The organism is Pseudomonas sp. SDT291_1_S447 (assembly GCF_054070155.1).
This window is the reverse complement of record NZ_JBSVXS010000033.1, coordinates 22,417-45,125: the sequence shown is the minus strand read 5'-3', so window position 1 is coordinate 45,125 and position 22,709 is coordinate 22,417. Positions and strand designations below refer to the sequence as shown.

Below are 22,709 nucleotides of genomic sequence, written 5' to 3'. Positions count from 1 at the left end.
GAGGGGCTGACCGAGGTTTTTGTGCAATTTACGTCGACCTGAAAATTTTGAGCCGAACTAAAATTTTGAGCGCAGCACAAATCGGCTCCCTCTCCCTCGGGAGAGGGCTGGGGAGAGGGCTGGGGTGAGGGGCTACAATTCCAGCCACGCCAAATCAATGCAAGCGAACAAAAAAAGGCCTGCTTCCTTTAAGGAAGCAGGCCTTTCAATTATTTAATGACTAACTCAGCAGAACCGATCAATCACCCGAACTTCATTCTTGTTCTGCATCGAATCCCACGCCTGTTTCAGCGTTTGCAGAACATTCCCGATGAAGTCCTTGTCGGCCGCAGCCTTCTTGCCAACATAACCGTGGCCACGGCGATACATCTTCAGGCGGGCCAGCAGGTTCTGATGATTGCGGTCGAACTCGTCTTCGTCAGCATGGGTCGCCAGGCAGTCGATATGTACCTGACCCGACTTGCTGATCCACAGAATATGGCTGTCGTGGCTGTCTTTCTGCGCAGCGAACATACGAGCCAGTTCTTCGATAGTAGGTTGATTGTTCAGATTCATGATTTTGCCCCTTGACCAGTCTGGTGATCTTTCAAAGTTGATTCGCTAATACAGGTAGCCCATCGGTTAGTTGATCCCTGGCACCGAAACCAGGACGTCAGCGCTCGCCCGTGTGAAGTACGGGGTCGTGCATCTGTTGCATGTAGTCGTGTTGAATAACTGCTACGCAATAGCGTCACAACGAGGAGAAGCAGCGAAAACCGGGAGGCTCCTTGACGACATTTACCGTGTCGACCACAAGCGTCTTGAGAATTTTCGCCAGCGCTTCTCGTCCTTGTACTGGACGTTCAGGCCAGGTCAGCTTCTTCAATCTGCCTTGTGGGCAGCGTGTATCCGGAAAAAACAACTCGGCGGTCAGACGAGTTTGCTCAAGCGTGTTACCGATGTTCCCGATCGGGGAACGTCTTCATCATGCAAAAGCAAAACGATGCCGTCAACGGTTTTGTAGTGATTATTTTTGCTCACTACATATTGTCGGACAAAGCTGTTTTGGAATGAGAAAGAATCCGTTCAGACAACGGAAAAAGGCGTGCGCAGCCCGTAGAAGGTGCACGCATAACCGTCTACTTCGCGCTGCTGCAGGGTGAAGTGGCCGTCGCTCAGTAACGGAATCAGCCTGGCCCAGAAGCACTGGGCCGGCAGGTTGGCGTCGATATGGAAAATCTGCCATTGACCGGGGATCTGGCTCAAGAGGGCAGAGACGACAAACTGCGCGACGCCTTGGCCACGAAAGCGTCGCGCGATGAAAAAGTAGCCGATGTTGTGTTCGGCACCGGGAATGTGGATTTCGTTATCGACGGTCACGAAACCGGCCAGTTCGCCGTCGACCTGAATCAGAAATGGTTGGGTGGCCGGGTGGCGCCAGTAGTCGGATTTCGGTTGGATGGAGAAGAAACCATGCGGAGCGAGCTTCAGCGGCAGCCATTCGCTGAAGTCGTACATATAGAACTGCATGAGGTTTTCGATGACTTCCAGCTCATCGCGCTGAGCGGGGTGCAGTTCGATATTGGCCATGCGCCGGGTTCCTGAAAGTGCTGAGCCTTGCAGAAACACTAGCGGGTTTTATTTGCCTGCTGCTTTCGGCGCGCGTTTGGTTGTACCTGTGGTTTTGCTGCGGGTCGATGATTTGCGTTTCTTCTTCCACGGTGCCGCCGCTTTGCCGGCCGGCGGCGGGCCGCTGATGGTCAGGCTGAGGCTCGAGCAGCGCGTCACCTGTTTGCTCATCCATGCCGCTTGTTTGGTGACGAACTCTTCAAGACTCATTTCGCCGCTTTGCACCATGTCCAGCGCCTGCTCCCAGATCGCCGTGGTGCCGGGGTCGGCAATTGCGCGGGGCACCGCGTCGATCAGGCTGAACGCGGCTGGGGTGGCGGCGAGGGCCTTGCCGTTTTTCACCAGATAACCACGGTCAAGCAAGCCCTGAATGATCGAGGCACGGGTGGCTTCGGTGCCGATACCGGTGGTGTCCTTGAGTTTCTGTTTGAGCAGTGGATCCTCGACCAGTTTGGCGACGTTTTTCATCGCCTTGATCAGATCGCCCTCGGTGTAGGGTTTCGGTGGTTGCGTCCACAGATCCTTGAACTTCACTGCGGCGATGGCGCATTCGACGCCTTGGCTCAGGGCCGGCAAGGTTTGCGGTGCGGGTGCTTCGCGGCCCTTCGCCGCTGCCAGTGCTTCGGGCAATGCGCGTTTCCAGCCCGGCTCGATGATTTGTTTGCCGACGGCGCGCAACGCTTCACCGGCGCAATCGAAGTCGGCCTGGGTGCGATCGTATTCGTGATTGGGCAGAAACTGCGCCAGATAGCGTGCGCGAATCAGGGTGTAGACCGCGCGGTGCTTGCCGCTCAGACGATCAAGGTTCTTCGCGGCGGCGGTAGGAATAATGCCGTGGTGAGCACTGACCTTGGCGTCATTCCAGGCTCGTGAGCGGCGCTGGGGGTCGAGATGGCCTTGCAGTGCGTCAAGACTCGAGTCGGCCTGACGCAATGCCGCAAGAATCCCCGGCGCCTCACTGTGCTGGCTTAGCGGCAAGTAGCCGCAATCACTGCGCGGGTAAGTGATGACTTTGTAGGTTTCGTAGAGCTCCTGAGCAATGTCGAGGGTTTCCTGCGCGCCGAGGCTGAGCTTTTTCGAGCAGACTTCCTGCAAGGTGCCGAGATCGAAGGGCAGCGGCGCCACTTCACGCATGCGCTCGGTTTTCAGCTTGATCACTCGAGCACTCGCAGCGCTGCTGATCGCAGCCGCTGCTTGCTGGGCCAGCGCCTGATTCAGGCAGCGCTCCTGATCGTCACAGACATCCGACGGCGCCCGCCACTGTGCGGTAAACGGAATGTCGTTGTGCAGCAGATCGACATCGATCGCCCAGAATGGCACCGGCACGAAATCGGCGATGCTGCGGTCGCGATCGACCACCAGGCGCAAGGTCGGCGTCTGTACCCGGCCTACCGGCAACACCCCTTGATAACCCGATTGTCGCCCCAGCAGTGTGAACAGCCGACTCATGTTCATGCCGATCAGCCAGTCCGCCCGCGAGCGGCCCAGCGCCGAGTGATACAGGCTGAAGGTCTCGGCCCCCGGTTTCAGCGCGGCCAGGGCCTTGCGGATCGAGGCTTCGTCCAGCGCCGACAGCCACAAGCGGCGGATCGGCCCGCGATAACGACAATGCTCGACCAGTTCCCGGGCGATCATCTCGCCCTCACGGTCGGCGTCGGTGGCGATGATCAGCTCGCTGGCCTCGCCGAGCAGGCGCTTGACCGCTTTGTACTGGCTGGCGGTGCGCGGCTTGACGGTCATTTTCCACTTGTCCGGAATGATCGGCAGATCGGCCAGCACCCAGCGCTTGTAGCGGGCGTCATAGGCATCCGGCGGCGCGGTTTCGAGCAAGTGGCCGATGCACCAGGTCACCGTGACGTCCGTTCCCAGCCAGCAACCGTCGCCCCGACGCTTGGCGCCGAGCACGGCCGCAATATCTTTGGCCTGGGAGGGTTTTTCACAGAGGTACAGCCGCATAACCACCATCGTCGATCAAGGTCGGAACAGGTGCACAGAATGGCCGGACTTGGCCTCAGGGGCAACTTTTATCTGTATGGATATACAGATAAAAAGCATTGCAGCAGGTGACGGGCAATACAGGGACGCAGGTCCGGCTATCGAGAAATTGATTAGCGCCCGGTTTGCGCCTGTGTCAGGTTTTTTGCCGATTCACACACGCGAGTGACAGGACGATCTCGCCAGAAGATCGCCGTGGTCTGTCGACACTGACTACTCAGAAACAAGGAAGTCCATCATGGCTCAAGCCAAATCGAAAACCAGCAGCGCCTTCGACGAAATCGATACGTTCAGCCACCTGTATGACCGTGGTGTCGGGCTGGTCAATGGCAAACCCTCATTCACTGCCGACCAGGCTGCGGATGAAATCCTGCGCAAAGGCCTGTCGTGGGGCGACAAGAACGCTGACGGCAAGATCGACCTCAGTTACACCTTCCTGACCGAGAAACCGGCGAACTACAACGTCAAACTGGGCAACTTCAGCGAATTCAGCGCCCAGCAAAAGGCTCAGGCCGTGCTGGCCATGCAATCCTGGGCCGACGTCGCCAACGTTACCTTCACTGAAGGCAAGGGCGGCGATGGCCACATGACCTTCGGTAACTACGATGTCAGCACCGGTGGCGCAGCGTTCGCTTACCTGCCGAGCGGCGGCAGCTATGACGGTCAGTCGTGGTACCTGATCAACGATCAATATCAGGTCAACAAAACCCCGGACACCAACAACTACGGGCGCCAGACCCTGACCCACGAGATCGGTCATACCCTCGGCTTGTCGCATCCGGGCGCCTACAACGCCGGCAACGGCAACCCGACCTACAACGATGCCAAGTACGCCGAAGACACCCGCGGCTACAGCCTGATGAGCTACTGGAGCGAAGCCAACACCGACCAGAACTTCAGCAAGGACGGCAGCGGCGCGTACGCCTCGGCACCGTTGCTGGACGATATTGTTGCTGTGCAAAAACTCTATGGCGCCAACTACGCGACCCGCGCCGATGACACCACCTACGGTTTCAACTCCAACGCCGAGCGCGATTTCTACAGCGCCACTTCGGCGTCCTCCAAAGTGGTTTTCTCGGTGTGGGATGGCGGCGGCAACGACACGCTGGATTTCTCCGGCTTCAGCCAGAACCAGAAGATCAACCTCAATGAAGGCTCGTTCTCCGATGTTGGCGGTCTGGTCGGTAACGTGTCCATCGCGCACGGCGTGACCGTGGAAAATGCCATCGGCGGTTCAGGCAATGACCTGCTGATCGGCAACGCCGTTGCCAACGAACTGATCGGCGGTGCAGGTAATGACATCATTTACGGTGGTGGCGGTGGCGATACCTTGTGGGGTGGTGCAGGTGCAGACACTTTTGTGTTTGGTGCTGCCAGCGATTCGACCATGACGGCGCCGGACTGGATCATGGATTTCACCAGCGGCCTGGACAAGATCGATCTGTCGGGGATCGCCGGATTTGCGACTGGCGCAGCATCGCTGAACTTCGTCAGCGGCTTCACTGGGCATGCGGGCGATGCGGTCCTGACCTACTTCGCGCAAACCAATCAGACCAGCCTGATGGTTGATCTGACGGGGCAGGGGGCGGTGGACTTTGCTGTGGGTGTGGTGGGGCAGGCGGTGGCGACTGATATTGTTGCGTGATGCCTGAAAAGCGGCCCTCACCCTAACCCTCTCCCAGAGGTAGAGGGGACCGATTGGGGGATATTGGCGAAATTCACCGACTTGAACGATTGGCTTTGAATCCATAATCGACTCGATTTTTCAGGTCGATGGATTTCGCCAGACAACTCGGTCAGTTCCCTCTCCCTCCGGGAGAGGGCTAGGGTGAGGGGCTTTTGATGTTGAAGGGCCGTTCGGCTGCAAACCCACCCCAACCCGCACCAATGCGCTATACCTGAACCGGTCTCTTCGCCGTATCCAGGAGAACCCCCCATGAAAACCTCCGGCCCCAGTCCCGTCATCACCCTCGAACAACTTCCCGGCTGCCTGATAGTTAAATTCCACGGCATCCAGGTCGCCGCGTCCTCCCACGTACTGATCCTCAACGAAGCCAACTACCCGCCGGTCTATTACGTCCCCCGCGAAGACATCGACGAAAAGTATTTCGCCCGCACCGACCACACCAGTTATTGCCCGTACAAGGGCGACGCCAACTACTTCAGCCTGCAAGTGCCTGGGCATGAGGGGGCGAACGCGGTGTGGACTTATGAGAAACCGAAAATATCGGTCGGGCCGATAAAGGACTACGTGGCGTTTTATCCGGATCAGGTGAAGTTCGAAGTGATCAAGGCTGATGCCTGAGCAAAAAAAACGGCGAGGGTCAAAGCCCTCGCCGATTGATTTTTCTGGTTGAGTTTCAGTTCTTGTCGAGATCGATATTCTTCGTCTCACGCAAACAGATCATCCCCACCACCAGGCTCACCCCGGTAATCAACACCGGATACCACAGCCCGTAAAAGATGTCCCCGGTGTACACCACCAGCGCAAACGACACCGTCGGCAGGAACCCGCCAAACCAGCCGTTGCCGATGTGGTACGGCAGCGACATCGAGGTGTAGCGAATGCGCGTCGGGAACAGTTCGACCATCAGCGCTGCCAGCGGGCCGTAGCACATGGCCGAGATGATGATCAGCGCAACGATCAGGGCGACGATCATCGGTTTGTTGATCTGCTGCAGATCGGCCTGTTGCGGGTAGCCGGCGAGGGTGATCGCGCCGCGCAGGGCGGCCTCGTCGAAGCCGTCGAGTTTGACGTCGCCGACGCTCACTTGTACGGCGCTGCCAGCAGGCGCAGCGGCGCTGGAGTAGGGCAGGCCTTGCTTGACCAGGAAGGTTTTGACCTTGTCGCACGGGCTGTCGAATTTGGCTTTGCCGACCGGGTCGAACTGGAAGGTGCAGGTCGCCGGATCTGCCAGCACGGTGATTGGTGCCTGACGGCTGGCCTGATCAATCGCCGGGTTGGCGTAGTGGGCGAGGGATTTGAAGATCGGGAAGTACAGCGCCGTGGCCAGCAGCAAGCCCAGCATCAGCACCGGTTTACGCCCGACCTTGTCTGACAGCCAGCCGAAAAAGATGAAGAACGGTGCGCCGATGACCACGCTGATGATCAACAAAGTGTTGGCCACCGCCGGGTCCATTTTCAGGAACTGGGTGAGGAAGAACAGCACATAGAACTGCGCCGCGTAGAAGGTCACCGCTTGCCCGGCGTTGATGCTGAACAGGGCGATCAGCACGACTTTGAGGTTCTCCCATTTGCCGAAGGATTCGCGGATCGGCGCTTTCGAGGTTTTACCTTCCTCTTTCATTTTCAGGTACGCCGGCGACTCGTGCAGGCTCAGGCGGATCCAAGTGGAAATGCCCAGCAGCACGATCGACAGCAAGAACGGAATCCGCCAGCCCCAGACTTCAAACTGATCGCCGGTGAAGTAGCGGCAACCGAGTACCACCAGCAGCGACAGCAACAGGCCGAGGGTCGCGGTGGACTGAATCCAGCTGGTGTGGAAACCGCGTTTGCCGATTGGCGCATGCTCGGCCACATAGGTCGCAGCGCCGCCGTATTCACCGCCGAGCGCCAGGCCCTGCAGCATGCGCAGCACCACCAGAATGATCGGCGCGGCGATGCCGATGCTGGCGTAGGTCGGCAGCAGACCGACGCAGAAGGTCGCTACGCCCATCAAAATGATCGTCGCGAGAAAGGTGTATTTGCGCCCGATCATGTCCCCCAACCGACCGAACACCAGCGCCCCGAACGGCCGCACGATAAAGCCGGCGGCGAAGGCCATCAGCGCAAAAATGAACGCGGTGGTGTCGTTGACCCCGGCGAAAAACTGCTTGCTGATCACCGCCGCAAGGGCGCCGTAGAGGAAGAAGTCATACCACTCGAACACCGTCCCCAGTGATGAAGCGAAGATGACTTTGCGTGTGTCCGGGCTGGTCTCGACGCTGCGCACGGCGTTCAGCGGCTGAACGTGTTCTGACATATCGGTATCCCTCACAGTGATTGTTTTTGTTGTTCCACTGGTGTTGCGTGTCCGGGTGATGCCTTGAATCAAACGCGGCCCCCTGTAGGAGTGAGCCTGCTCGCGATAGCGGTGTATCAGCCAACGCAGATGTTGAATGTTATTCCGTCATCGCGAGCAGGCTCACTTCTACAGGGGTTGTGTTTACAGCTTGGGAATTGCGGATCAGTTGTGCAGCCTTCTCGGCAATCATCAGCGTAGGCGAACAGGTGTTCCCCGAGGTGATGCACGGCATGATCGACGCATCGGCAATGCGCAAACCGGGCACGCCGTGGACGCGCAGTTGCGCATCGACCACCGCATCGCCGTCATTGCCCATGCGGCAGGTGCCTACCGGGTGGAAAATCGTTGTGCCGATTTTCGCTGCTGCTTGCTGCAATTCTTCTTCACTTTGCAGGCTGGCACCGGGCAGATATTCCACCGGTTTGAACGCGTGCAGGGCAGGGGCGCTGACGATGCGCCGGGTCAGGCGAATCGCATCCGCTGCCACGCGCAGATCTTCAGGATGACTGAGATAGTTGGGCTGAATCAGCGGCGCTTCCTGTGGATCCGCCGAACGAATGTCGATGCGTCCACGACTCTGTGGACGCAGATCGCACACCGAAGCGGTGAAGGCAGGGAAACTGTGCAACGGTTCGCCAAAACGCTCCAGCGACAATGGCTGCACGTGGTACTCAAGATTCGCCGAGGTCTGCTCCGGCCCCGACCGCGCAAACGCGCCCAACTGACTCGGCGCCATCGACAGCGGCCCGCTACGGTCATACAGATAACGCAGACCCATGCCCATCTTGCCCCACACGCTGCCGGCGATCTGGTTCAACGTGCGCGCATTTTCCAGTTTGTAGATCAGGCGCAATTGCAGGTGATCCTGCAGGTTGCCGCCGACGCCTGGCAGCTCATGAATCACGCCGATACCGAGGCGTTCGAGCAGTGGGCGCGGGCCAATCCCGGAGCGCTGCAAAATGCTTGGTGATCCGACCGCGCCGGCACACAGGACGATCTCCTTGCGCGCCTTGAACTGCTTGGTCTGACCTTCGTGGCGCGCACTGACTTTTGTTGCGCGACCGTCCTCTAGCAGCACACGATCCACCTCAACCCCGGTCAGCACTGTCAGATTGGCTCGGTCACGCACCGGTTTCAAAAACGCCTTCGCTGCGTTCCAGCGCACGCCGGATTTCTGATTGACCTGAAAGTAGCCGCAACCCTCGTTGTCGCCCTGATTGAAGTCATCGATGCTGGCGATGCCGCTTTGCTCGGCGGCACTGCGAAAGGCATCCAGAATCGGCCATGACAGCCGCTGTTGTTCGACCCGCCATTCACCCTTGGCGCCATGAAATTCAGCCGCGCCGGCAAAATGGTTTTCGCTTTGTTTGAACAGCGGCAGCACGTCGTTCCAGGCCCAGCCCGGATTGCCCTCGGCCGCCCAGCCATCGTAGTCGTTGGCCTGGCCGCGCATGTAGATCATGCCGTTGATGGACGAACAACCGCCCAGCACTTTACCGCGCGGATAGCTCAGCGCGCGGCCGTTGAGGCCCGGTTGTTGTTCGGTCTTGAAGCACCAGTCGGTGCGCGGGTTACCGATGCAGAACAGGTAACCGACAGGAATGTGAATCCACGCATAGTTGTCGCGCCCGCCGGCTTCGAGCAACAGCACGCGCTGCTGCGGATCTGCCGACAGTCGATTGGCCAGCAAGCACCCGGCAGGGCCGGCGCCGACCACGATGTAGTCGTATTCATCGAGGGAAGTCTGCATTCCCTGACCTCGCTTTTTGTTTTTATTGTCGGACACTCTAGTTGTTAGCTTTCGTTAAAAGAATGTTAGTTTTTGCGCAGCCGCTGTGCGTTTTCAAACAGCCTGCATAGACCATAGCCGACAAGGACACGCCATGTTCGACTGGAACGACCTGCGGTTTTTTCTCGAACTGCAACGCAGCGGCCGCCTGCTCACCGCCGCCCGCCGTCTCAACACCACCCACGCCACCGTCGCCCGCCATATCGAAGCCATCGAGAAAAGCCTCGGCACCGCGCTGTTCGTCCAGCACGCCCAAGGCTACGAAATGACCCCGGCGGGGGAGGCGCTGCTTAAACATGCTGAGGCGATGGAAAACGTTGCGTTGCTGGCGCAGGAAGAGATCACCCAATCCACCGCGCCACTGGGCAAGATTCGTGTTGGCGTCACCGAAGGGCTGGGCATCAAGTTTCTCGCCAGCCGCATGATCGGCTTGTTCGAACGCTATCCGGGATTGGAAGTGGAACTGGTCGCCGTACCGCGCTTTGTCAGCATTCTCAACCGCGAGGCGGAAATCAGCATTCATCTGGAGCGCCCGGCGGCGGACATGCTGGTGACGCGCAAACTCACCGACTATCGACTCGCGTTGTACGCCAGCCAACGCTATCTCGATAAGGCGCCGCCACTGCAAAGCCGCGAAGACCTCGGGCGGCATGCGTGGATCGGTTATGTCGATGATTTGCTGTTCAGCCAGGAACTGATGTTTCTCAACAGCTTCTGCCGCAGCCCTCGGGTTGTGTTCCATAGCACCAGCGTTATTGCTCAGCAGGAAGCGGCGCGGTCGGGATTGGGTATTGCAGTGCTGCCTTGCTACATGGCCGAGTCGGATCCCGATCTGGTGCCGTTGCTGCCGGATGAAAGCATCGAGCGCAGCTACTGGATCAGCACGCGGCGCGAGTTGCACAAGTCGGTGCGGCTGCGGGTGGTCTGGGATTATGTGGTGGGGTTGTGTGAGGCGGAGCAGGGCTTGCTGCTGGGCAGATCGCAGGCCGGCATCCGTTAATCCTTGGCTGTGCTGCTGTTGGCGCCGCTTTTGCTTGAATAGCTCCAAAGCCTTTGGCAATGGAGAGCAGCAATGAGGGAATGGCTTACCGTTCGCGACATCAATGCGGACATCTTGAAGGCCATCAGTGACGGCGTCTTGCGGCATGGCCGAGCCTTGTCTGAGGCTCGCGGCGGGCACGCTGAAGCCATCGCCTGTGCGCTGATGGAGGAGGGAACACTGATCGGCGGCGCTACCGGCAGAACCGAATTCAGGCGCCTGTTTGTCAATTACCTGTGGATCGACGCGCAGTGGCGCGGAACCGGGCTAGGTGCTCAGGCCTTGCACAAGCTTGAGGCGCTGGCCGTTGAAAGGGCGTGCGTGGATGCCTTGATCGAAACGCTGGATGACGACGTCGCCCGTTGGTACATCCGCTGCGGATACCGATTGATCGCGCACATGCCTGAGTACTGCGGCCCGTGGAGTCGTCATACGCTGTTGAAAACGCTTGTGACGACAGGTGTTCCCACAGGGTTCTTTGGTCGATGGCATTTGCCGGGTTGATTTATATATGGATATCCGTATATTCGAATTTCCGTATGTATTGAGTCCGCTCCATGATCACCCCCACCGAAGTATTCAAGAGCCTCGCCGACGAAACCCGCGTTCGGGCCATGCTGCTCATCGCCGATCAAGGTGAACTCTGCGTCTGCGAGCTGATGTGCGCTCTTGACGACAGCCAGCCGAAAATCAGCCGCCACCTCGCGCAACTGCGCAGCAATGGTTTGCTGCTTGATCGCCGTCAGGGGCAATGGGTCTATTACCGCCTCAACCCTGATCTTCCTGCGTGGGTTCGCGAAATCCTGCAAGTGACGTCCAAAGCCAACGCCGATTGGCTCAAGGACAACGCCGCCCGCCTGCAGAACATGGACGGGCGTCCGGTTCGCGAAACCGCCTGCTGCTGAGAAAGAAAAAACCATGCGAATTCTGTTTATGTGCACGGCCAACAGCTGCCGCAGCATCCTGTCCGAAGCCATGTTCAATCATCTGGCGCGCCCCGGATTCGAGGCCGTGAGTTCCGGAAGTTTCCCCAAGGGCCAAGTGTTACCGCGCAGCCTGTCGACGCTGCAACAGGCCGGCATTGCCATCGATGGCCTGTATAGCAAGGGTAATGACGCGTTCGAAGACAATCCGCCAGACATTGTCATCACCGTCTGCGACAAGGCCGCCGGTGAGAGCTGCCCGGTGTACTTCGGCCCCGCGCTCAAGGCCCATTGGGGCCTGGCAGATCCCTCGGATGTGACCGGCGACGATGCCGCCGTGGACGCGGCGTTTGCTGCCACGCTAGCGATCATCGAGCGGCGCTGCGCGACCTTCCTTGGCCTGCCATTTAAAGCACTCAGCCGCGCTGATCTTCAGCGTGAGCTGGATCGTATCGGCTCTCTCTGAGCTGGAGGACACATGTCAGAACACCTGCCCCATCTTGATCATTCGCTGTTCGGAGGAGCGTCCCCTTTGGGCGAACACAAACCACGCATCCTGCTGCTCTACGGCTCGACCCGCGAACGCTCGTTCAGCCGTTTGCTGGTAGAGGAGGCCGCGGGCCTGCTCGAACACTTCGGCGCCGAAACACGCATCTTCAACCCGTCCGGTCTGCCACTGCCCGACGACGTTCCCGTCGACCATCCCAAAGTGCAGGAACTGCGCGATCTGGTGCTGTGGTCGGAAGGCCAGGTCTGGTGCTCACCCGAACGTCACGGCGCGATGTCGGCCGTGTTCAAGGCGCAGATCGATTGGATCCCGCTGGAACTCGGCGCCGTGCGTCCGACCCAGGGTAAAACTCTGGCCGTGATGCAGGTCTGCGGCGGTTCGCAGTCGTTCAACGTGGTCAACCAGTTGCGCGTGTTGGGCCGCTGGATGCGCATGTTCACCATCCCCAACCAATCCTCGGTGCCGAAGGCCTACATGGAATTTGACGACACCGGGCGAATGAAAGCGTCGCCGTTCTACGATCGTGTGGTCGATGTGATGGAAGAGCTGGTGAAGTTCACCGTGCTGCTGCGCGATCAACAGGTGCATCTGGTCGACCGCTACTCCGAGCGCAAGGAAAGCGCCGAGCAATTGATGGCTCGGGTGAATCAGCGTTCGATCTGAGGCCGTCCCTCGGCGAGGGACGGCTGCGTTCAGTCGACCAGTACTTGTGGCGAAACCACCCAGGCGCTGCAGGGCATTTTGTATAGTAGCTGTTCCACCGTGCTACCGATCAACCGACCCAGGCCGCGATGGCCGATACGGCCCATGACGATCACATCGATGTCATAGGCATCGGCGTAGCTGCACAGCACGTTGGCCGGATTGCCCATGATCATGTGCTGGCGTTCCGGCGCAATGCCGTTGCGCTCGGCCAGTTCGCGGAATGCATCGCCTTGCGCATCGAACAGCGTTTTCGCCTTGCCCTCGGTGAAAAACGTCGAGGCGTTGCCAAAGCCGAACTCGTCGGCGCTGATTGATGACAGGTCGTAGGCATAGACTACATCCAGTTCGGCATCGCAGAGGCTGGCCAGTTTCGCGGCCTCGCGCAGGATACGGTCGTTGAAGTCGGCGTATTGCTCGTCGCGATGAAACGGATCAATCGCCGCGACGATCCGCCGGGGCCGGGCGTGCTGGACATGGCTGACGAAGTGCAGCGGTACCCGGCATTCGCGCAGCAAATGAACATCGAGCGGGGTGAACATCAACCGTGACATGAACGAGGCGTGCTGCAGATCCTTGATCAGCAGGGCCATCGGCTGCTCCTTGAGGTGAATCTGGATTTCATGCAACGGATTGTCGACCCACACCACTTCCGTGGTCACGGTCACGCCGAGGTGGCGCATGGGCCGCGCCTGGTCCTCTAGCCATTGGCGGTGGCGCTCGACATAACCCAGGCGCATCTGTTCCAGGGCCTGCTCGTTGACCAATCCGGCGGTCGCCAGCCCTTCGAGGTAATCGAATGCCACGATGTGCAGCGCCGCCCCCGATGCTTTGGCCAGGGCCGCGGCCCGATCGAACGCAGGGCTGTGTTTCATCAGCGGTGAAGCTACCAGCATGAAACGTGCTTGCTCGGACATGACGAATCTCCTGTGGGTAGCGGCATTGGCCGGCCAGACGCAACGGCGTCAGTTCATGTTGCTCCGTACCGCCGGGCGTGGCTTGATCTTTGTCAATGACGCGGCCCAATAATGCCTGCGTCCGACGTGCGGCATCGGCGATGCGCAATCCTGCATTGATTGACCGTTATCAACCTTGTGTCGGTCAGTTCGGCGCAGCCTTGGAAAGGTGCTGAACTCACTGCAAACACCTGCACAGGAGTCTTGATCATGGCCATGATGAAAGCGGCGATATTCGTCGAAAAGAATCGCATCGTGCTGGATGACAAACCGATCCCCGAGGTTGGCCCGCTGGACGCACTGGTGCGGATCACCACCACGACGATCTGCGGCACCGACGTGCATATCCTGCGTGGCGAGTATCCGGTGGCCAAAGGTTTGACCGTCGGTCACGAACCGGTGGGCGTGATCGAGAAACTTGGCTCACAGGTGCGCGGATTTTTCGAAGGCCAACGGGTGATTGCCGGCGCCATCACCCCCAGCGGTCAAAGCTACGCCTGTCTGTGCGGCTGCGGCTCCCAGGACGGGCCGGACACTCGCCACGGTTTTCGCGCCACCGGCGGCTGGAAATTCGGCAACATCATCGATGGCTGTCAGGCGGAGTACGTCCTGGTGCCCGATGCCTTGGCCAACCTGTGCCCGATTCCCGACGGGCTCAGCGACGAACAAGTGCTGATGTGCCCGGACATCATGTCCACCGGGTTCTCCGGCGCCGAACGCGGCGAAGTCAGTATCGGCGACAGCGTTGCGGTATTCGCGCTGGGGCCGATCGGCCTGTGCGCGGTGGCCGGGGCGCGGCTCAAGGGCGCGAGCGTGATCATTGGCGTCGACGCGGTGGCCGAGCGCATGAGTGTCGCGCGGCAGTTGGGCGCGACCCATGTGGTCAATTTCAAGGACGGCGACGTGGTCGAGCAAATCATGGCGTTGACCGATGGGCGCGGCGTGGATGTGTCCATCGAAGCCTTGGGCACCCAAGGCACGTTCGAGTCTGCTTTGCGGGTGTTACGCCCGGGCGGACGCTTGTCGAGTCTGGGTGTTTACGCGTCGGACCTGCGCATTCCCTACGATGCCTTCGCGGCGGGGCTGGGCGATTACAGCATCGTCAGCACCCTGTGCCCCGGCGGCAAGGAACGCATGCGCCGGTTGATGGCGGTGGTGCAAAGCGGTGGCGTCGATCTGTCGTCGCTGGTGACCCACCACTTCAAACTGGACGATATCGAAGCCGCCTATGAACTGTTCGCGCATCAGCGCGATGGGGTGATGAAGGTGGCGATCACGCCGTAATCAGCAACGCGCCCCGCAACGTTTAAAGGTGCGGGGCGCAGGAATGTCGCTACAGACTCAGGCGATGAATGACTTGGTGGGCATCATCAGGATCGCTGTGGGTTTCAAAGCCCAGTGATCGGGCGAGGTCGCGCATGCCCGTGTTGCTGGCGGAATCCACCGAATACAGATGCTTGAAACCGTTGTGCCGGGCAGCCTTGATCAAATGTTCCATCAGCAACGTGGCCAGGCCCAGGTGCATCCACTCATCGGCGACCGTGACGGCGCATTCACAGTCCTGTTCGCCCGTGGCGGCGTAGCGGCTGATGCCGATCTCGATCAATTCGCCATTTTCGTGAGCCAGTGCGACGTAGGCCGCGCGTTGTTTGTAATCGACGTCCATCAACTGATCAAGCAACGCGGTGCCCGGCTCACTGATCTGCGCAAGAAAGCGCAGGTGTCGGGACTCGGGCGACAAGCGCTTGATGAACGTGTATTCGCGTTCACGATCCTTGGCGGCCAGGGCACGGATCAAGACGTGGCGACCATCCCTGAGCGACTCGATCCAGTATTCACCTAGGTGCGCGGCATAGGCCGGCGCCGCGCGGTCATTGTGGTCTTTGACAGTGAGCATGAGATGAGCCTCCATCGGGGCTGAACGAGCAACGCGCAGGAGAGTGCGCTGAGTCTGTTCTACACCGATGTCAGCCCCGGGAACTGATCTGGATCAGATTCCGACGCGCGGCCACTGTTTTTCAGCGGGCGATGATGCTTCTGTTTCCGCAACAGGCTCAACTCTGCGGCGGTTCGCGGGTGCTGCGTTGCGATGCGGGGCGCGGTTGCCCGTCGGGAATCGACAATGTTGCGCGCAGGCCGCCCTCAGCGCGGTTGACCAAAGTGATCCGCCCGCCCAACTGCGTGGCGATGGTGTTGACGATGGTCAGTCCCAGCCCCGCACCGTGGGCATTGCCGCGACTGTAGAAGCGTTCGAACAAGCGTGCCCGGTCCGTTTCATCAATGCCCGGCCCCTGATCTTCGACGCTCAAGTGATAAAACCCCTCGGACTGGCTGAGCAGCACGGTGATCACGCCGTGTTCGGGGGAGAAGTTCGCAGCATTGGTGATCAGGTTGTTCAGGGCAATGTCGATCGTGCCGGGGCTGGCCATGATGTTGAACGGCTGGGCGCTGTCTTCGAAGGCCAATTCCAGGTGCTTGCTCAGCAACCATGGCGTCAGCTGCACCAGGCTGTTGCGCACGGTTTCGCTGAGGTCGATGGGTTGTAGCGGCGGCGGATTGGGTTTTGGTTCCAGGCGCGCCATGGTCAGCAACTGGTTGACCAGGCGACTGGTGCGGTCGACCCCGGCGATCAGAAATGCCAGCGATTCGCGCCGTTCCTGTTCGGTGCCGGCCTCCTGCAGGTTCTGCGCATGCACCCGCAGAACCGCCAGCGGCGTGCGCATTTCGTGAGCGGCATCGGCGATAAAGCGCCGCTCACGGCCGAGCACTTCCTGAATCTGCGCGAGCATGCGGTTGAGCGCTGCCTGCATCGGTTCCAGCTCACTGGGCAGCGGCGCCAGTTGCAACGGTTCCAGCGAACCGCTGTGACGGGCGCGCAAGGTCTCGGCCATGTTCGCCAAGGGCTTGAGGCCCCAGCCGATGGCCAGCCAGACCATCGCCGCGAGCAGCAGGCTGCCGACCACGTTCGGCCACAGCGTGTGGCGGACGATGCGGTCGACCAGATCGGCGCGCACATCGTCACGCTCACCGACCCAGATGCGCAGGCCGTTCTGTTTGTCTTCAAGGAGAAAGGCGCGCCAGTGCCGATTGTTCAGATCCACCACATCGCTGAAGCCGGGCTGTGTTGGCGGCGCCTTGAAGGACGGTGCGCTGGCGGTGTGCACCAACACATCACCGGCAGGATTCCACACCTGAAAGGCGATTTTGCGTTCGTAAGGATGACCCTCGCCGCGCGGCACCGCTTCGCCCAGCGCCGAGTTGAACGCCTGGTAAAGCTCTGCGTGCTGTTTGCTGGCCAGGGGCATGCGCATCACCCCTTGCAACAAGCGCGCGTTCTGCGCCAATTGTGCGTCGTAGACTTCGGCGATTTCGTGGTTGCTGTCGTGCAGGTTGAAGGTGCTGAGCACCGCGAGGCCGGCCAGCAACAGGCCGATGATCAGGGTCAGCGTGCGGCGGCGGATCGAGGTCATCGACGCTCCTCCACCAGATAACCGACACCGCGAATGGTGCGGATCAGGTCGGTGGAAAACTTCTTGCGCAAGTGATGAATGTGCACTTCGAGGGTGTTGCTTTCGGCTTCTTCGTTCCAGCCGTAAAGCAGTTGCATCAGTTGATCGCGGGTCATCACCCGGCCCGGCGGCGACAGCAGTTCGTGCAGCAACTGATATTCCTTGGGCGTCAGGGCCACCGGTTGGCCCTGATAGCTGACTTGCTGGGTGCCCGGGTTGAGGCTGATGCCGGCATGTTCGATCAACGCCTGGGCGCGCCCGGCACTGCGCCGCAACAAGGCTCGCAGGCGCGCCTTGAGCTCGTCCAGGTCGAACGGTTTGATCAGATAGTCGTCGGCCCCGGCGTCGAGCCCGGCGATGCGGTCTTCAGTAGCGTCGCGGGCAGTCAGAATCAGCACCGGCAGATTCGAACCGCTGTCGCGCAATCGGCGCAGCACTTGCAGGCCGTCCATGCGCGGCAGACCGAGATCCAGCACGGCGACATCGAAGGTTTCACTGAGCAGCGCATGCAACGCACTGCTGCCGTCCTTGAGCCAGTCGACGGTGTAACCCTCGCGGCCCAGCGCCTGATGAATGCCTTCACCCAGCGCGACGTCATCCTCAACCAGTAATAAACGCACGCGGACTCCTGTCAGTCGAGTTTCTTGTTCACGTCCACCAGCAGGGCGGCGATCTCTTTGCGGCGCCCGGCATCGGCACTTTCCCGGCCCGGGCGCGGCGTGGCTTGCTGGGCTTTGAGCAGCACAGCTTTGGCTTCAGCGTAGCGCTTCTGACGGTAGAGGTGGTCGCCCCAGAAGTACAGGCTGTCGATGCCGTTGGGGTTGAGTTGCAAGGCTTGCTTGAGCAGTTGCTCGGCCTTGTCGCTGTCGCCGAAGCCGATGGGCCAGCCCGGCACGCGGTCATACAGCGCGGCGAGGCTGGTGTAGGCCGAGCCTTGCAGGGCTTTGGGGTCGAGGGTCAGGGATTTTTCCAGATCGGCCTTGGCGTCCTTGGCTTTGCCCAAGGCACCGAGACCGCCCTCGGCACCGGCCCAACTGCTAGTGACGATGCCTTTCCAGATCCACGCTTCGGCCACCGCCGGGCGCTGCGTGGTGAACGCGTTGGCCTCGCTGGCCAATTGTTCGAACGCGGCGGCGCGCTGTTTTTCCGCCACTTCATATTGGATGTGCGCCCAGCTCTGCTGGATGCCCTCGAGACGTTGCTGGTCGGCCGGTTCCAGCGCCCAGACGCTTTGACTCAGGGCGGCGAGCAACAGGCATGCGGATAGTTTTTTCATGGCTTTGGCGACTCGTGGTCAGGTTTTTCACTGAGGCGGCGGATCAGCGGCAACTGCTTGCGCAGGCCTCGATCCACCAGATGCGGGAGCAGATTGTTCAGGCGGACGAAGAAGCGTTCCGGCCAGCCCAGGTAGAGGTCGCGACGATCACCGGCAATCGCATGGATCACCGCCGAGGCCACGGTTTGCGGATCGTCGACGTTGGCCTTGAGTGCGTCGTTCAATGCTTGCGCGGCGGCGCTGTTCATCGAGGTGCGCGTGGCGCGCGGCGCGACGTACAGCACGCTGACGCGGGTGTCGGCGAGCTCCCGGCGCAGTGCCTCTGAGAACCCGCGCAAAGCGAATTTGCTCGCGCAGTAACTGGCGTAACCCGGGTAGCCGATCGAGCCATAGGTCGAGCCGACGTTGACCACCATAGCGCTGTCAGCCTGCTTGAGCAGCGGCAACAGCAGTTTGGTCAGGCACATCGGCGCACTGATATTCACCGCCAGCATCGCGTTGATGTCGCTGTCATCGAGCTGTTCGAGCATGGCGAAGTGATTGACCCCGGCGGCGTTGATCAGCAGGTTGATGCCGCCGATGGCTTCGGCGGCGACCAGCACTTTGCGCCGGTCGCTGAGGAAGGTCAGGTCGGCGCCGACCCAGCACAACGACTCGGGGTAGCGCTTGAGCAACGGCAGCAGTGCTTCCTGATGCCGCGCCACCGCGAGCACATGGGCACCGGCGGCGCACAAGGTTTCGGCGATGGCCAGACCGATGCCGCCACTGGCGCCGGTCAACACCACCCGCGCATCACGCAGTTGCATGTTGAGCCTCCGCGTCACGCGGCAAGCCACGGAACATGTCGGTGTACAGGCGATAGACGACTTTCGAGGCATGGATCACGGCGGCTTGATCCTCCGGATCTTCGAGCTGATTCATCAGCCGCCGATAGGTTTGCATATGCTCGATGTCGAGCGAACCGTGGGAACTCAGGTAACTGAACGCCGTTTCCGGCAACGCCAGACGCTCGCGAATGCTGCCCGCCGCGTGGGTGGCCAGGGCGATGCTGGTGCCTTCGAGCACATTGACCATGCCGAACAGACCGACCGGATTGCCCCGGGCGATCAGGTCGTAAAGGAAGCTGACCATCAACTCGATCGACAACGACGGCTGACCGTCGCGCACCGCATCACGATCACCGCCACATGCAGCGATATCGTTGAGAACCCAGTGCTCGTGGCCGTATTCGTCCTCGATGTACTCGGCCACCGCCTTGCGCAGCCATTCCAGACGCGTCGGCAGGCGTGCACCGCAGGCCATCATCAACGGTACGGTGTGGCGCACGTGGTAATACGCCTGCGCGAGAAACGCCCGATAGCTGTCGAGGCTGACCTTGCCTTGCAGGGCATCGACGATGATCGGCAGGTTGAACAGTTCGTGGCGTTCCTGTTGCGTGGCTTCTTGCAGGGTGTCAAAAAAACTCATGATGCGGACTCCTCGGAAACAGCGGATTCGATCAATTGGCCGTGGTACTGCGCGACGATGGCGTCGCGGCGCGGGCGGCCATTGGCGGTGAGCAAGCCATTGGCGGCGCTGAAGGGTTGCGGCAGGCGCGTCCACTGATGCACCTGGGCGTAATCGGGCAAAGTCTCGTTGGCTTCGGCGACGGCAGCGGCCAGTTCGGCGTCGGTGCAGTCCGGGCGATGCGGCCAGAGCAGGGCGTGATTGCGCGGCAAGGCCTCGCCGTAAACGAACGCCTGGGCGATGTGGCGGCGCTGGGTCAGCTCGGACTCGACCCATTCCGGGTTGACGTTGCGCCCGAAACTGGTGACGAACTGGTGCTTCTTGCGGCCCTTGAGATAGAGAAAACCTTCCGGGTCGAACTCGCCCAGATCGCCGCTCGGCCACCATTCCTCGGCGTACGGCGCGTCGCCCAGATAACCGAGCAGCGTCGAGCCCTTGATCAGCACTTCACCGTCCTCGGCCAGCCGCACTTCAACATGCGGCAGCGGTCGGCCGACGCTGCCGGGGCGGCGCGCACCGGGGCGATTGAGGCACACCACCGAAGCGCATTCGGACAAGCCGTAACCTTCATAAACCGGCAGCCCGACCCGTTGTGCACGGTGCAGCAGATCCTCCGAGACCCGCGCACCACCGACAGCGGCAAAGCGCAGGGTTTGCGGGTCGAAGGCTTTCTGTTCAGCGGCACTGACCAGTAACAGCAACAGCTGCGGCACCAGGATCAGACTCTCCGGCGCACGGCTGGCCAGATAACCGAGCAGACGCGGAATCTCGACGCCACTGGCGCCTTGAATGCCGAGGGTTTTCTGGCTCGGCAAACTCAACATGGCGCCGGCATACAGCGCGGCGTAGCAGCCGAGGTTCTCCAGCAGGATCGCCAACGGCAACAGCGCCAGATGATGCTGCGGGCCGGTGGCTTCGCTGGCCTGATCCAGCTCCCGTGCCACCCGCAACAGGCTGTCGGCGCTCAGGCACACACCTTTCGGCGTACCGGTGGTGCCGGAAGTGAAGGTGAGTTTCGCGGTGCCGACCGGCATACGACTGGGGCCACTGAACGCGCGGCACCAGAACTCGCCACGTTGTTCATAGCCGGCCGCGAGCAGTTCTGCGTCCAATTCTGGCTCGGCGATCACCCGTTCGGCCTGGCTCTGTTCCAGACAATGGGTGCGCTGCGCCGCAGTGAAAAACGGCGGCAGCGTCACGCAGGTCAGGCCTTCGAACAGCACAGCCAGATCCCAGAGCATCGCGTCGACGCCATTGTCCAACGCCAGCGCAATCACCTGCGCCTGCTCGTCGCGCAAACGCTCCTGGCGATACAACACCTCGGCGTACAGCGTGGCGTAATCGAGTTTCAGCGTGTCGCCCCAAAGGGCCGTCGCGTTGTCATTGCGCCGGGCATGGTCGCGCAGGGTTTCCTGGAAGCGTTGAAGTTCAAGCGACATGACAGGCTCCTTCAATCGAACCCGGTAATCCCAGGCGGGCAAACAGGCCGATATTGCGCAAATGGACGAACCCGGCGCGGATGTTGCCGACGTGCACCCAAGGTTTACTTTCGTAATAACTGCCCCAGTGTTGACGCTCGTCACCCAATCGTTCCGGGTCAGCGGCGCACAATGTCACTGGCTTCAGGCCCAGGCGATGGAAGCTGTTGACCAGGCCGATGTTGCCGGTGAACGTCACCCATTCCAGGCCGCCCATGGCCAGCAGGTAGGTGATGGCGATGATGCTCAGGCGCGCGCTGCCGGTGTCGCTGGCGGCGAGGTTGCCGACTTCGACGATGGCGCTGCGCTCGACCGCACGATCCGCCGCCGCGCTGATTAGCGGCTCGATCGGCTCATCCAGATAGCGCTCAAGGAACAATGATTCCAGATGCGCGCGACGCACCCCGGCCACGGCGCACAACTCGCCATCGCCGTTGTGCATGCCGAATAGCTCGGGCATGAAATGGCGGATGTCGGCGCCGTGGGCCTTGCGAAAGCGTTGCTGGATAAAGCTTTCAAACGTCGCTCGCAGAGTGTCGTCGGGCAGCGCGCCGGTCAGGGTCATCTGCCGTGTTTCGGCTTGGCCGAAGCGCAGAGGCAGGGGGATGTTCCAGTCAAAATCGGGCATGGGCAGAACGCCTCCCTCAATAGGTTTGAGGCGAGTATCGGAGGCATTTCTTAACGAAGTCTGAAGGTGAAAAAAGGTTAACGTGAGGGTCTGTCTTCAGACTCTCTTAAGACTGGGCGGGCAGGGTAACGCCGTCGGTTCGCCCAACAACCGGAGCGAGGCGGTCGAACGAATCGGCCGTCACTCACGACAATCACGAGGCACAGCTTATGTCCCGCGACATCGCCGTAACCCGTTACGGAAAACTCTCAATCACCCTGCACTGGCTGATGCTGGCGCTGTTCGTCGGCGTCTACGCGTGCGTCGAAATCAAGGGCTACCTGCCCAAGGGCAGCGAAGCACGCGGCTTGCTGATGGGCTTCCACGGCCTGTTCGGCGCGAGCATCTTCGCCCTCGTGTGGATCCGTCTGCTCGGCCGCCTCACGCCACGCCCACCGATCACGCCCAAACCCCCTGCGTGGCAGACCGGCATCGCGCACCTGACACACCTGGCGCTGTACGGCCTGATGATCGCCACCCCGATCCTCGCCTGGCTGATGCTCGCCGCCGCCGACAAACCGTTCCCGTACTTCGGCTTCCACGTCCCGGCACCCGTGGCCATCGACCCGGACTTCGGCAAGCAACTGAAGTACTGGCATGAACTGATTGGCAGCACCGGCTACTGGCTGATCGGGCTGCACGCGCTGGCGGGGTTGTTCCACCATTATTGGGTGCGGGATAACACCCTCGTGCGGATGCTGCCGGGCCGCACCGAATTACCCTGATCC

Annotated in this window: 23 protein-coding genes; 9 read left to right on the top strand and 14 right to left on the bottom strand. The window is 60.6% G+C overall.

Annotation, left to right across the window (positions count from 1 at the left end):
* Positions 1 to 225: 225 nt before the first annotated feature.
* From ACW9IR_RS13570 to ACW9IR_RS13560, 3 genes are all read right to left on the bottom strand, one after another.
* The gene (locus ACW9IR_RS13570) at positions 226 to 555 is read right to left on the bottom strand and encodes a hypothetical protein (protein ID WP_093437124.1); all 330 of its coding nucleotides are present in this window, start codon (positions 553 to 555) and stop codon (positions 226 to 228) included.
* A 510-nt stretch (positions 556 to 1,065) separates the two neighbouring features.
* Positions 1,066 to 1,569 (bottom strand): GNAT family N-acetyltransferase, encoded by a 504-nt coding sequence (locus ACW9IR_RS13565; protein ID WP_110720483.1) that lies wholly within the window; start codon positions 1,567 to 1,569, stop codon positions 1,066 to 1,068.
* A gap of 48 nt (positions 1,570 to 1,617) precedes the next feature.
* Positions 1,618 to 3,564 (bottom strand): DNA topoisomerase III, encoded by a 1,947-nt coding sequence (locus tag ACW9IR_RS13560; protein ID WP_457463659.1) that lies wholly within the window; start codon positions 3,562 to 3,564, stop codon positions 1,618 to 1,620.
* Between the two features lie 277 nt (positions 3,565 to 3,841).
* Here ACW9IR_RS13560 and ACW9IR_RS13555 point away from each other — a divergent pair, with 277 nt between their 5' ends.
* Positions 3,842 to 5,248: a serralysin family metalloprotease gene (locus ACW9IR_RS13555; protein WP_457463657.1), complete on the top strand. Its 1,407-nt coding sequence runs from the start codon at positions 3,842 to 3,844 to the stop codon at positions 5,246 to 5,248.
* Positions 5,249 to 5,539: 291 nt separating this feature from the next.
* Entirely contained in the window at positions 5,540 to 5,908 is a 369-nt protein-coding gene (locus ACW9IR_RS13550) for a DUF427 domain-containing protein (RefSeq protein ID WP_095120295.1), read from the top strand.
* Positions 5,909 to 5,963: 55 nt separating this feature from the next.
* On the opposite strand, the gene ACW9IR_RS13545 is transcribed toward ACW9IR_RS13550, so the two are convergent.
* Both ACW9IR_RS13545 and ACW9IR_RS13540 read right to left on the bottom strand, forming a co-directional pair.
* Positions 5,964 to 7,586 (bottom strand): MFS transporter, encoded by a 1,623-nt coding sequence (locus ACW9IR_RS13545; RefSeq protein WP_457463655.1) that lies wholly within the window; start codon positions 7,584 to 7,586, stop codon positions 5,964 to 5,966.
* A 139-nt stretch (positions 7,587 to 7,725) separates the two neighbouring features.
* Positions 7,726 to 9,378, bottom strand: coding sequence for a GMC family oxidoreductase (locus ACW9IR_RS13540; RefSeq protein ID WP_457463653.1), 1,653 nt, complete (start codon positions 9,376 to 9,378; stop codon positions 7,726 to 7,728).
* Positions 9,379 to 9,511: 133 nt separating this feature from the next.
* On the opposite strand from ACW9IR_RS13540, the gene ACW9IR_RS13535 reads away from it, so the two are divergent.
* The 5 genes from ACW9IR_RS13535 to arsH all read left to right on the top strand — a co-directional run bounded on the left by ACW9IR_RS13535 (position 9,512) and on the right by arsH (position 12,550).
* Complete coding sequence (locus ACW9IR_RS13535) at positions 9,512 to 10,417, top strand: LysR family transcriptional regulator (RefSeq protein WP_110720479.1); 906 nt, start codon at positions 9,512 to 9,514, stop codon at positions 10,415 to 10,417.
* 72 nt (positions 10,418 to 10,489) lie between these two features.
* Positions 10,490 to 10,960 carry a GNAT family N-acetyltransferase gene (locus ACW9IR_RS13530; protein ID WP_457463650.1) on the top strand — a complete coding sequence of 157 codons (471 nt, stop codon included), beginning with the start codon at positions 10,490 to 10,492 and terminating at the stop codon, positions 10,958 to 10,960.
* Between the two features lie 53 nt (positions 10,961 to 11,013).
* Complete coding sequence (locus tag ACW9IR_RS13525) at positions 11,014 to 11,361, top strand: metalloregulator ArsR/SmtB family transcription factor (RefSeq protein ID WP_026000441.1); 348 nt, start codon at positions 11,014 to 11,016, stop codon at positions 11,359 to 11,361.
* A gap of 13 nt (positions 11,362 to 11,374) precedes the next feature.
* Entirely contained in the window at positions 11,375 to 11,845 is a 471-nt protein-coding gene (locus tag ACW9IR_RS13520) for an arsenate reductase ArsC (protein ID WP_110720476.1), read from the top strand.
* 12 nt (positions 11,846 to 11,857) lie between these two features.
* Complete coding sequence (gene arsH / locus ACW9IR_RS13515) at positions 11,858 to 12,550, top strand: arsenical resistance protein ArsH (protein ID WP_457463648.1); 693 nt, start codon at positions 11,858 to 11,860, stop codon at positions 12,548 to 12,550.
* Positions 12,551 to 12,579: 29 nt separating this feature from the next.
* Here arsH and ACW9IR_RS13510 read toward each other — a convergent pair whose 3' ends face one another.
* Complete coding sequence (locus ACW9IR_RS13510) at positions 12,580 to 13,506, bottom strand: universal stress protein (protein WP_102902053.1); 927 nt, start codon at positions 13,504 to 13,506, stop codon at positions 12,580 to 12,582.
* 249 nt (positions 13,507 to 13,755) lie between these two features.
* Here ACW9IR_RS13510 and ACW9IR_RS13505 point away from each other — a divergent pair, with 249 nt between their 5' ends.
* A complete protein-coding gene (locus tag ACW9IR_RS13505) occupies positions 13,756 to 14,829 on the top strand; it encodes an NAD(P)-dependent alcohol dehydrogenase (protein ID WP_102902054.1) in 1,074 nt (357 codons plus the stop codon).
* A gap of 49 nt (positions 14,830 to 14,878) precedes the next feature.
* On the opposite strand, the gene ACW9IR_RS13500 is transcribed toward ACW9IR_RS13505, so the two are convergent.
* The 8 genes from ACW9IR_RS13500 to ACW9IR_RS13465 all read right to left on the bottom strand — a co-directional run bounded on the left by ACW9IR_RS13500 (position 14,879) and on the right by ACW9IR_RS13465 (position 21,942).
* Positions 14,879 to 15,442, bottom strand: a complete 564-nt coding sequence (locus ACW9IR_RS13500; protein ID WP_457463645.1) for an N-acetyltransferase family protein — start codon at positions 15,440 to 15,442, stop codon at positions 14,879 to 14,881.
* 157 nt (positions 15,443 to 15,599) lie between these two features.
* Positions 15,600 to 17,015 carry an ATP-binding protein gene (locus ACW9IR_RS13495; protein ID WP_457463643.1) on the bottom strand — a complete coding sequence of 472 codons (1,416 nt, stop codon included), beginning with the start codon at positions 17,013 to 17,015 and terminating at the stop codon, positions 15,600 to 15,602.
* Entirely contained in the window at positions 17,012 to 17,674 is a 663-nt protein-coding gene (locus ACW9IR_RS13490; RefSeq protein ID WP_007910671.1) for a response regulator, read from the bottom strand. The genes ACW9IR_RS13495 and ACW9IR_RS13490 overlap by 4 nt, the downstream gene beginning before the upstream one ends.
* Positions 17,675 to 17,685: 11 nt before the next feature.
* Positions 17,686 to 18,330, bottom strand: a complete 645-nt coding sequence (locus ACW9IR_RS13485) for a tetratricopeptide repeat protein (RefSeq protein ID WP_457463641.1) — start codon at positions 18,328 to 18,330, stop codon at positions 17,686 to 17,688.
* Positions 18,327 to 19,136 carry an SDR family oxidoreductase gene (locus ACW9IR_RS13480; RefSeq protein ID WP_457463639.1) on the bottom strand — a complete coding sequence of 270 codons (810 nt, stop codon included), beginning with the start codon at positions 19,134 to 19,136 and terminating at the stop codon, positions 18,327 to 18,329. Before ACW9IR_RS13480 ends, ACW9IR_RS13485 begins: the two co-directional genes overlap by 4 nt.
* Positions 19,123 to 19,797 (bottom strand): TenA family transcriptional regulator, encoded by a 675-nt coding sequence (locus ACW9IR_RS13475; RefSeq protein WP_457463637.1) that lies wholly within the window; start codon positions 19,795 to 19,797, stop codon positions 19,123 to 19,125. Before ACW9IR_RS13475 ends, ACW9IR_RS13480 begins: the two co-directional genes overlap by 14 nt.
* Positions 19,794 to 21,275: an AMP-binding protein gene (locus ACW9IR_RS13470; RefSeq protein WP_457463635.1), complete on the bottom strand. Its 1,482-nt coding sequence runs from the start codon at positions 21,273 to 21,275 to the stop codon at positions 19,794 to 19,796. Before ACW9IR_RS13470 ends, ACW9IR_RS13475 begins: the two co-directional genes overlap by 4 nt.
* A complete protein-coding gene (locus ACW9IR_RS13465) occupies positions 21,265 to 21,942 on the bottom strand; it encodes a thermostable hemolysin (protein WP_457463633.1) in 678 nt (225 codons plus the stop codon). Before ACW9IR_RS13465 ends, ACW9IR_RS13470 begins: the two co-directional genes overlap by 11 nt.
* A 209-nt stretch (positions 21,943 to 22,151) precedes the next feature.
* On the opposite strand from ACW9IR_RS13465, the gene ACW9IR_RS13460 reads away from it, so the two are divergent.
* Positions 22,152 to 22,706, top strand: a complete 555-nt coding sequence (locus ACW9IR_RS13460; RefSeq protein WP_457463631.1) for a cytochrome b — start codon at positions 22,152 to 22,154, stop codon at positions 22,704 to 22,706.
* Positions 22,707 to 22,709 lie beyond the last annotated feature (3 nt).

Excerpts from the sequence above, each read along its gene's own strand:
- ACW9IR_RS13510 (WP_102902053.1), bottom strand. The coding sequence starts at position 13,506 with ATGTCCGAGCAAGCACGTTTCATGCTGGTAGCTTCACCGCTGATGAAA.
- ACW9IR_RS13500 (WP_457463645.1), bottom strand. The coding sequence starts at position 15,442 with ATGCTCACTGTCAAAGACCACAATGACCGCGCGGCGCCGGCCTATGCC.
- ACW9IR_RS13505 (WP_102902054.1), top strand. The coding sequence starts at position 13,756 with ATGGCCATGATGAAAGCGGCGATATTCGTCGAAAAGAATCGCATCGTG.
- ACW9IR_RS13535 (WP_110720479.1), top strand. The coding sequence starts at position 9,512 with ATGTTCGACTGGAACGACCTGCGGTTTTTTCTCGAACTGCAACGCAGC.
- ACW9IR_RS13555 (WP_457463657.1), top strand. The coding sequence starts at position 3,842 with ATGGCTCAAGCCAAATCGAAAACCAGCAGCGCCTTCGACGAAATCGAT.
- ACW9IR_RS13480 (WP_457463639.1), bottom strand. The coding sequence starts at position 19,136 with ATGCAACTGCGTGATGCGCGGGTGGTGTTGACCGGCGCCAGTGGCGGC.
- ACW9IR_RS13560 (WP_457463659.1), bottom strand. The coding sequence starts at position 3,564 with ATGCGGCTGTACCTCTGTGAAAAACCCTCCCAGGCCAAAGATATTGCG.
- ACW9IR_RS13540 (WP_457463653.1), bottom strand. The coding sequence starts at position 9,378 with ATGCAGACTTCCCTCGATGAATACGACTACATCGTGGTCGGCGCCGGC.
- ACW9IR_RS13525 (WP_026000441.1), top strand. The coding sequence starts at position 11,014 with ATGATCACCCCCACCGAAGTATTCAAGAGCCTCGCCGACGAAACCCGC.
- ACW9IR_RS13570 (WP_093437124.1), bottom strand. The coding sequence starts at position 555 with ATGAATCTGAACAATCAACCTACTATCGAAGAACTGGCTCGTATGTTC.
- ACW9IR_RS13545 (WP_457463655.1), bottom strand. The coding sequence starts at position 7,586 with ATGTCAGAACACGTTCAGCCGCTGAACGCCGTGCGCAGCGTCGAGACC.
- ACW9IR_RS13520 (WP_110720476.1), top strand. The coding sequence starts at position 11,375 with ATGCGAATTCTGTTTATGTGCACGGCCAACAGCTGCCGCAGCATCCTG.
- ACW9IR_RS13565 (WP_110720483.1), bottom strand. The coding sequence starts at position 1,569 with ATGGCCAATATCGAACTGCACCCCGCTCAGCGCGATGAGCTGGAAGTC.
- ACW9IR_RS13460 (WP_457463631.1), top strand. The coding sequence starts at position 22,152 with ATGTCCCGCGACATCGCCGTAACCCGTTACGGAAAACTCTCAATCACC.
- ACW9IR_RS13530 (WP_457463650.1), top strand. The coding sequence starts at position 10,490 with ATGAGGGAATGGCTTACCGTTCGCGACATCAATGCGGACATCTTGAAG.
- ACW9IR_RS13550 (WP_095120295.1), top strand. The coding sequence starts at position 5,540 with ATGAAAACCTCCGGCCCCAGTCCCGTCATCACCCTCGAACAACTTCCC.
- arsH (WP_457463648.1), top strand. The coding sequence starts at position 11,858 with ATGTCAGAACACCTGCCCCATCTTGATCATTCGCTGTTCGGAGGAGCG.
- ACW9IR_RS13470 (WP_457463635.1), bottom strand. The coding sequence starts at position 21,275 with ATGTCGCTTGAACTTCAACGCTTCCAGGAAACCCTGCGCGACCATGCC.
- ACW9IR_RS13465 (WP_457463633.1), bottom strand. The coding sequence starts at position 21,942 with ATGCCCGATTTTGACTGGAACATCCCCCTGCCTCTGCGCTTCGGCCAA.
- ACW9IR_RS13475 (WP_457463637.1), bottom strand. The coding sequence starts at position 19,797 with ATGAGTTTTTTTGACACCCTGCAAGAAGCCACGCAACAGGAACGCCAC.
- ACW9IR_RS13485 (WP_457463641.1), bottom strand. The coding sequence starts at position 18,330 with ATGAAAAAACTATCCGCATGCCTGTTGCTCGCCGCCCTGAGTCAAAGC.
- ACW9IR_RS13495 (WP_457463643.1), bottom strand. The coding sequence starts at position 17,015 with ATGACCTCGATCCGCCGCCGCACGCTGACCCTGATCATCGGCCTGTTG.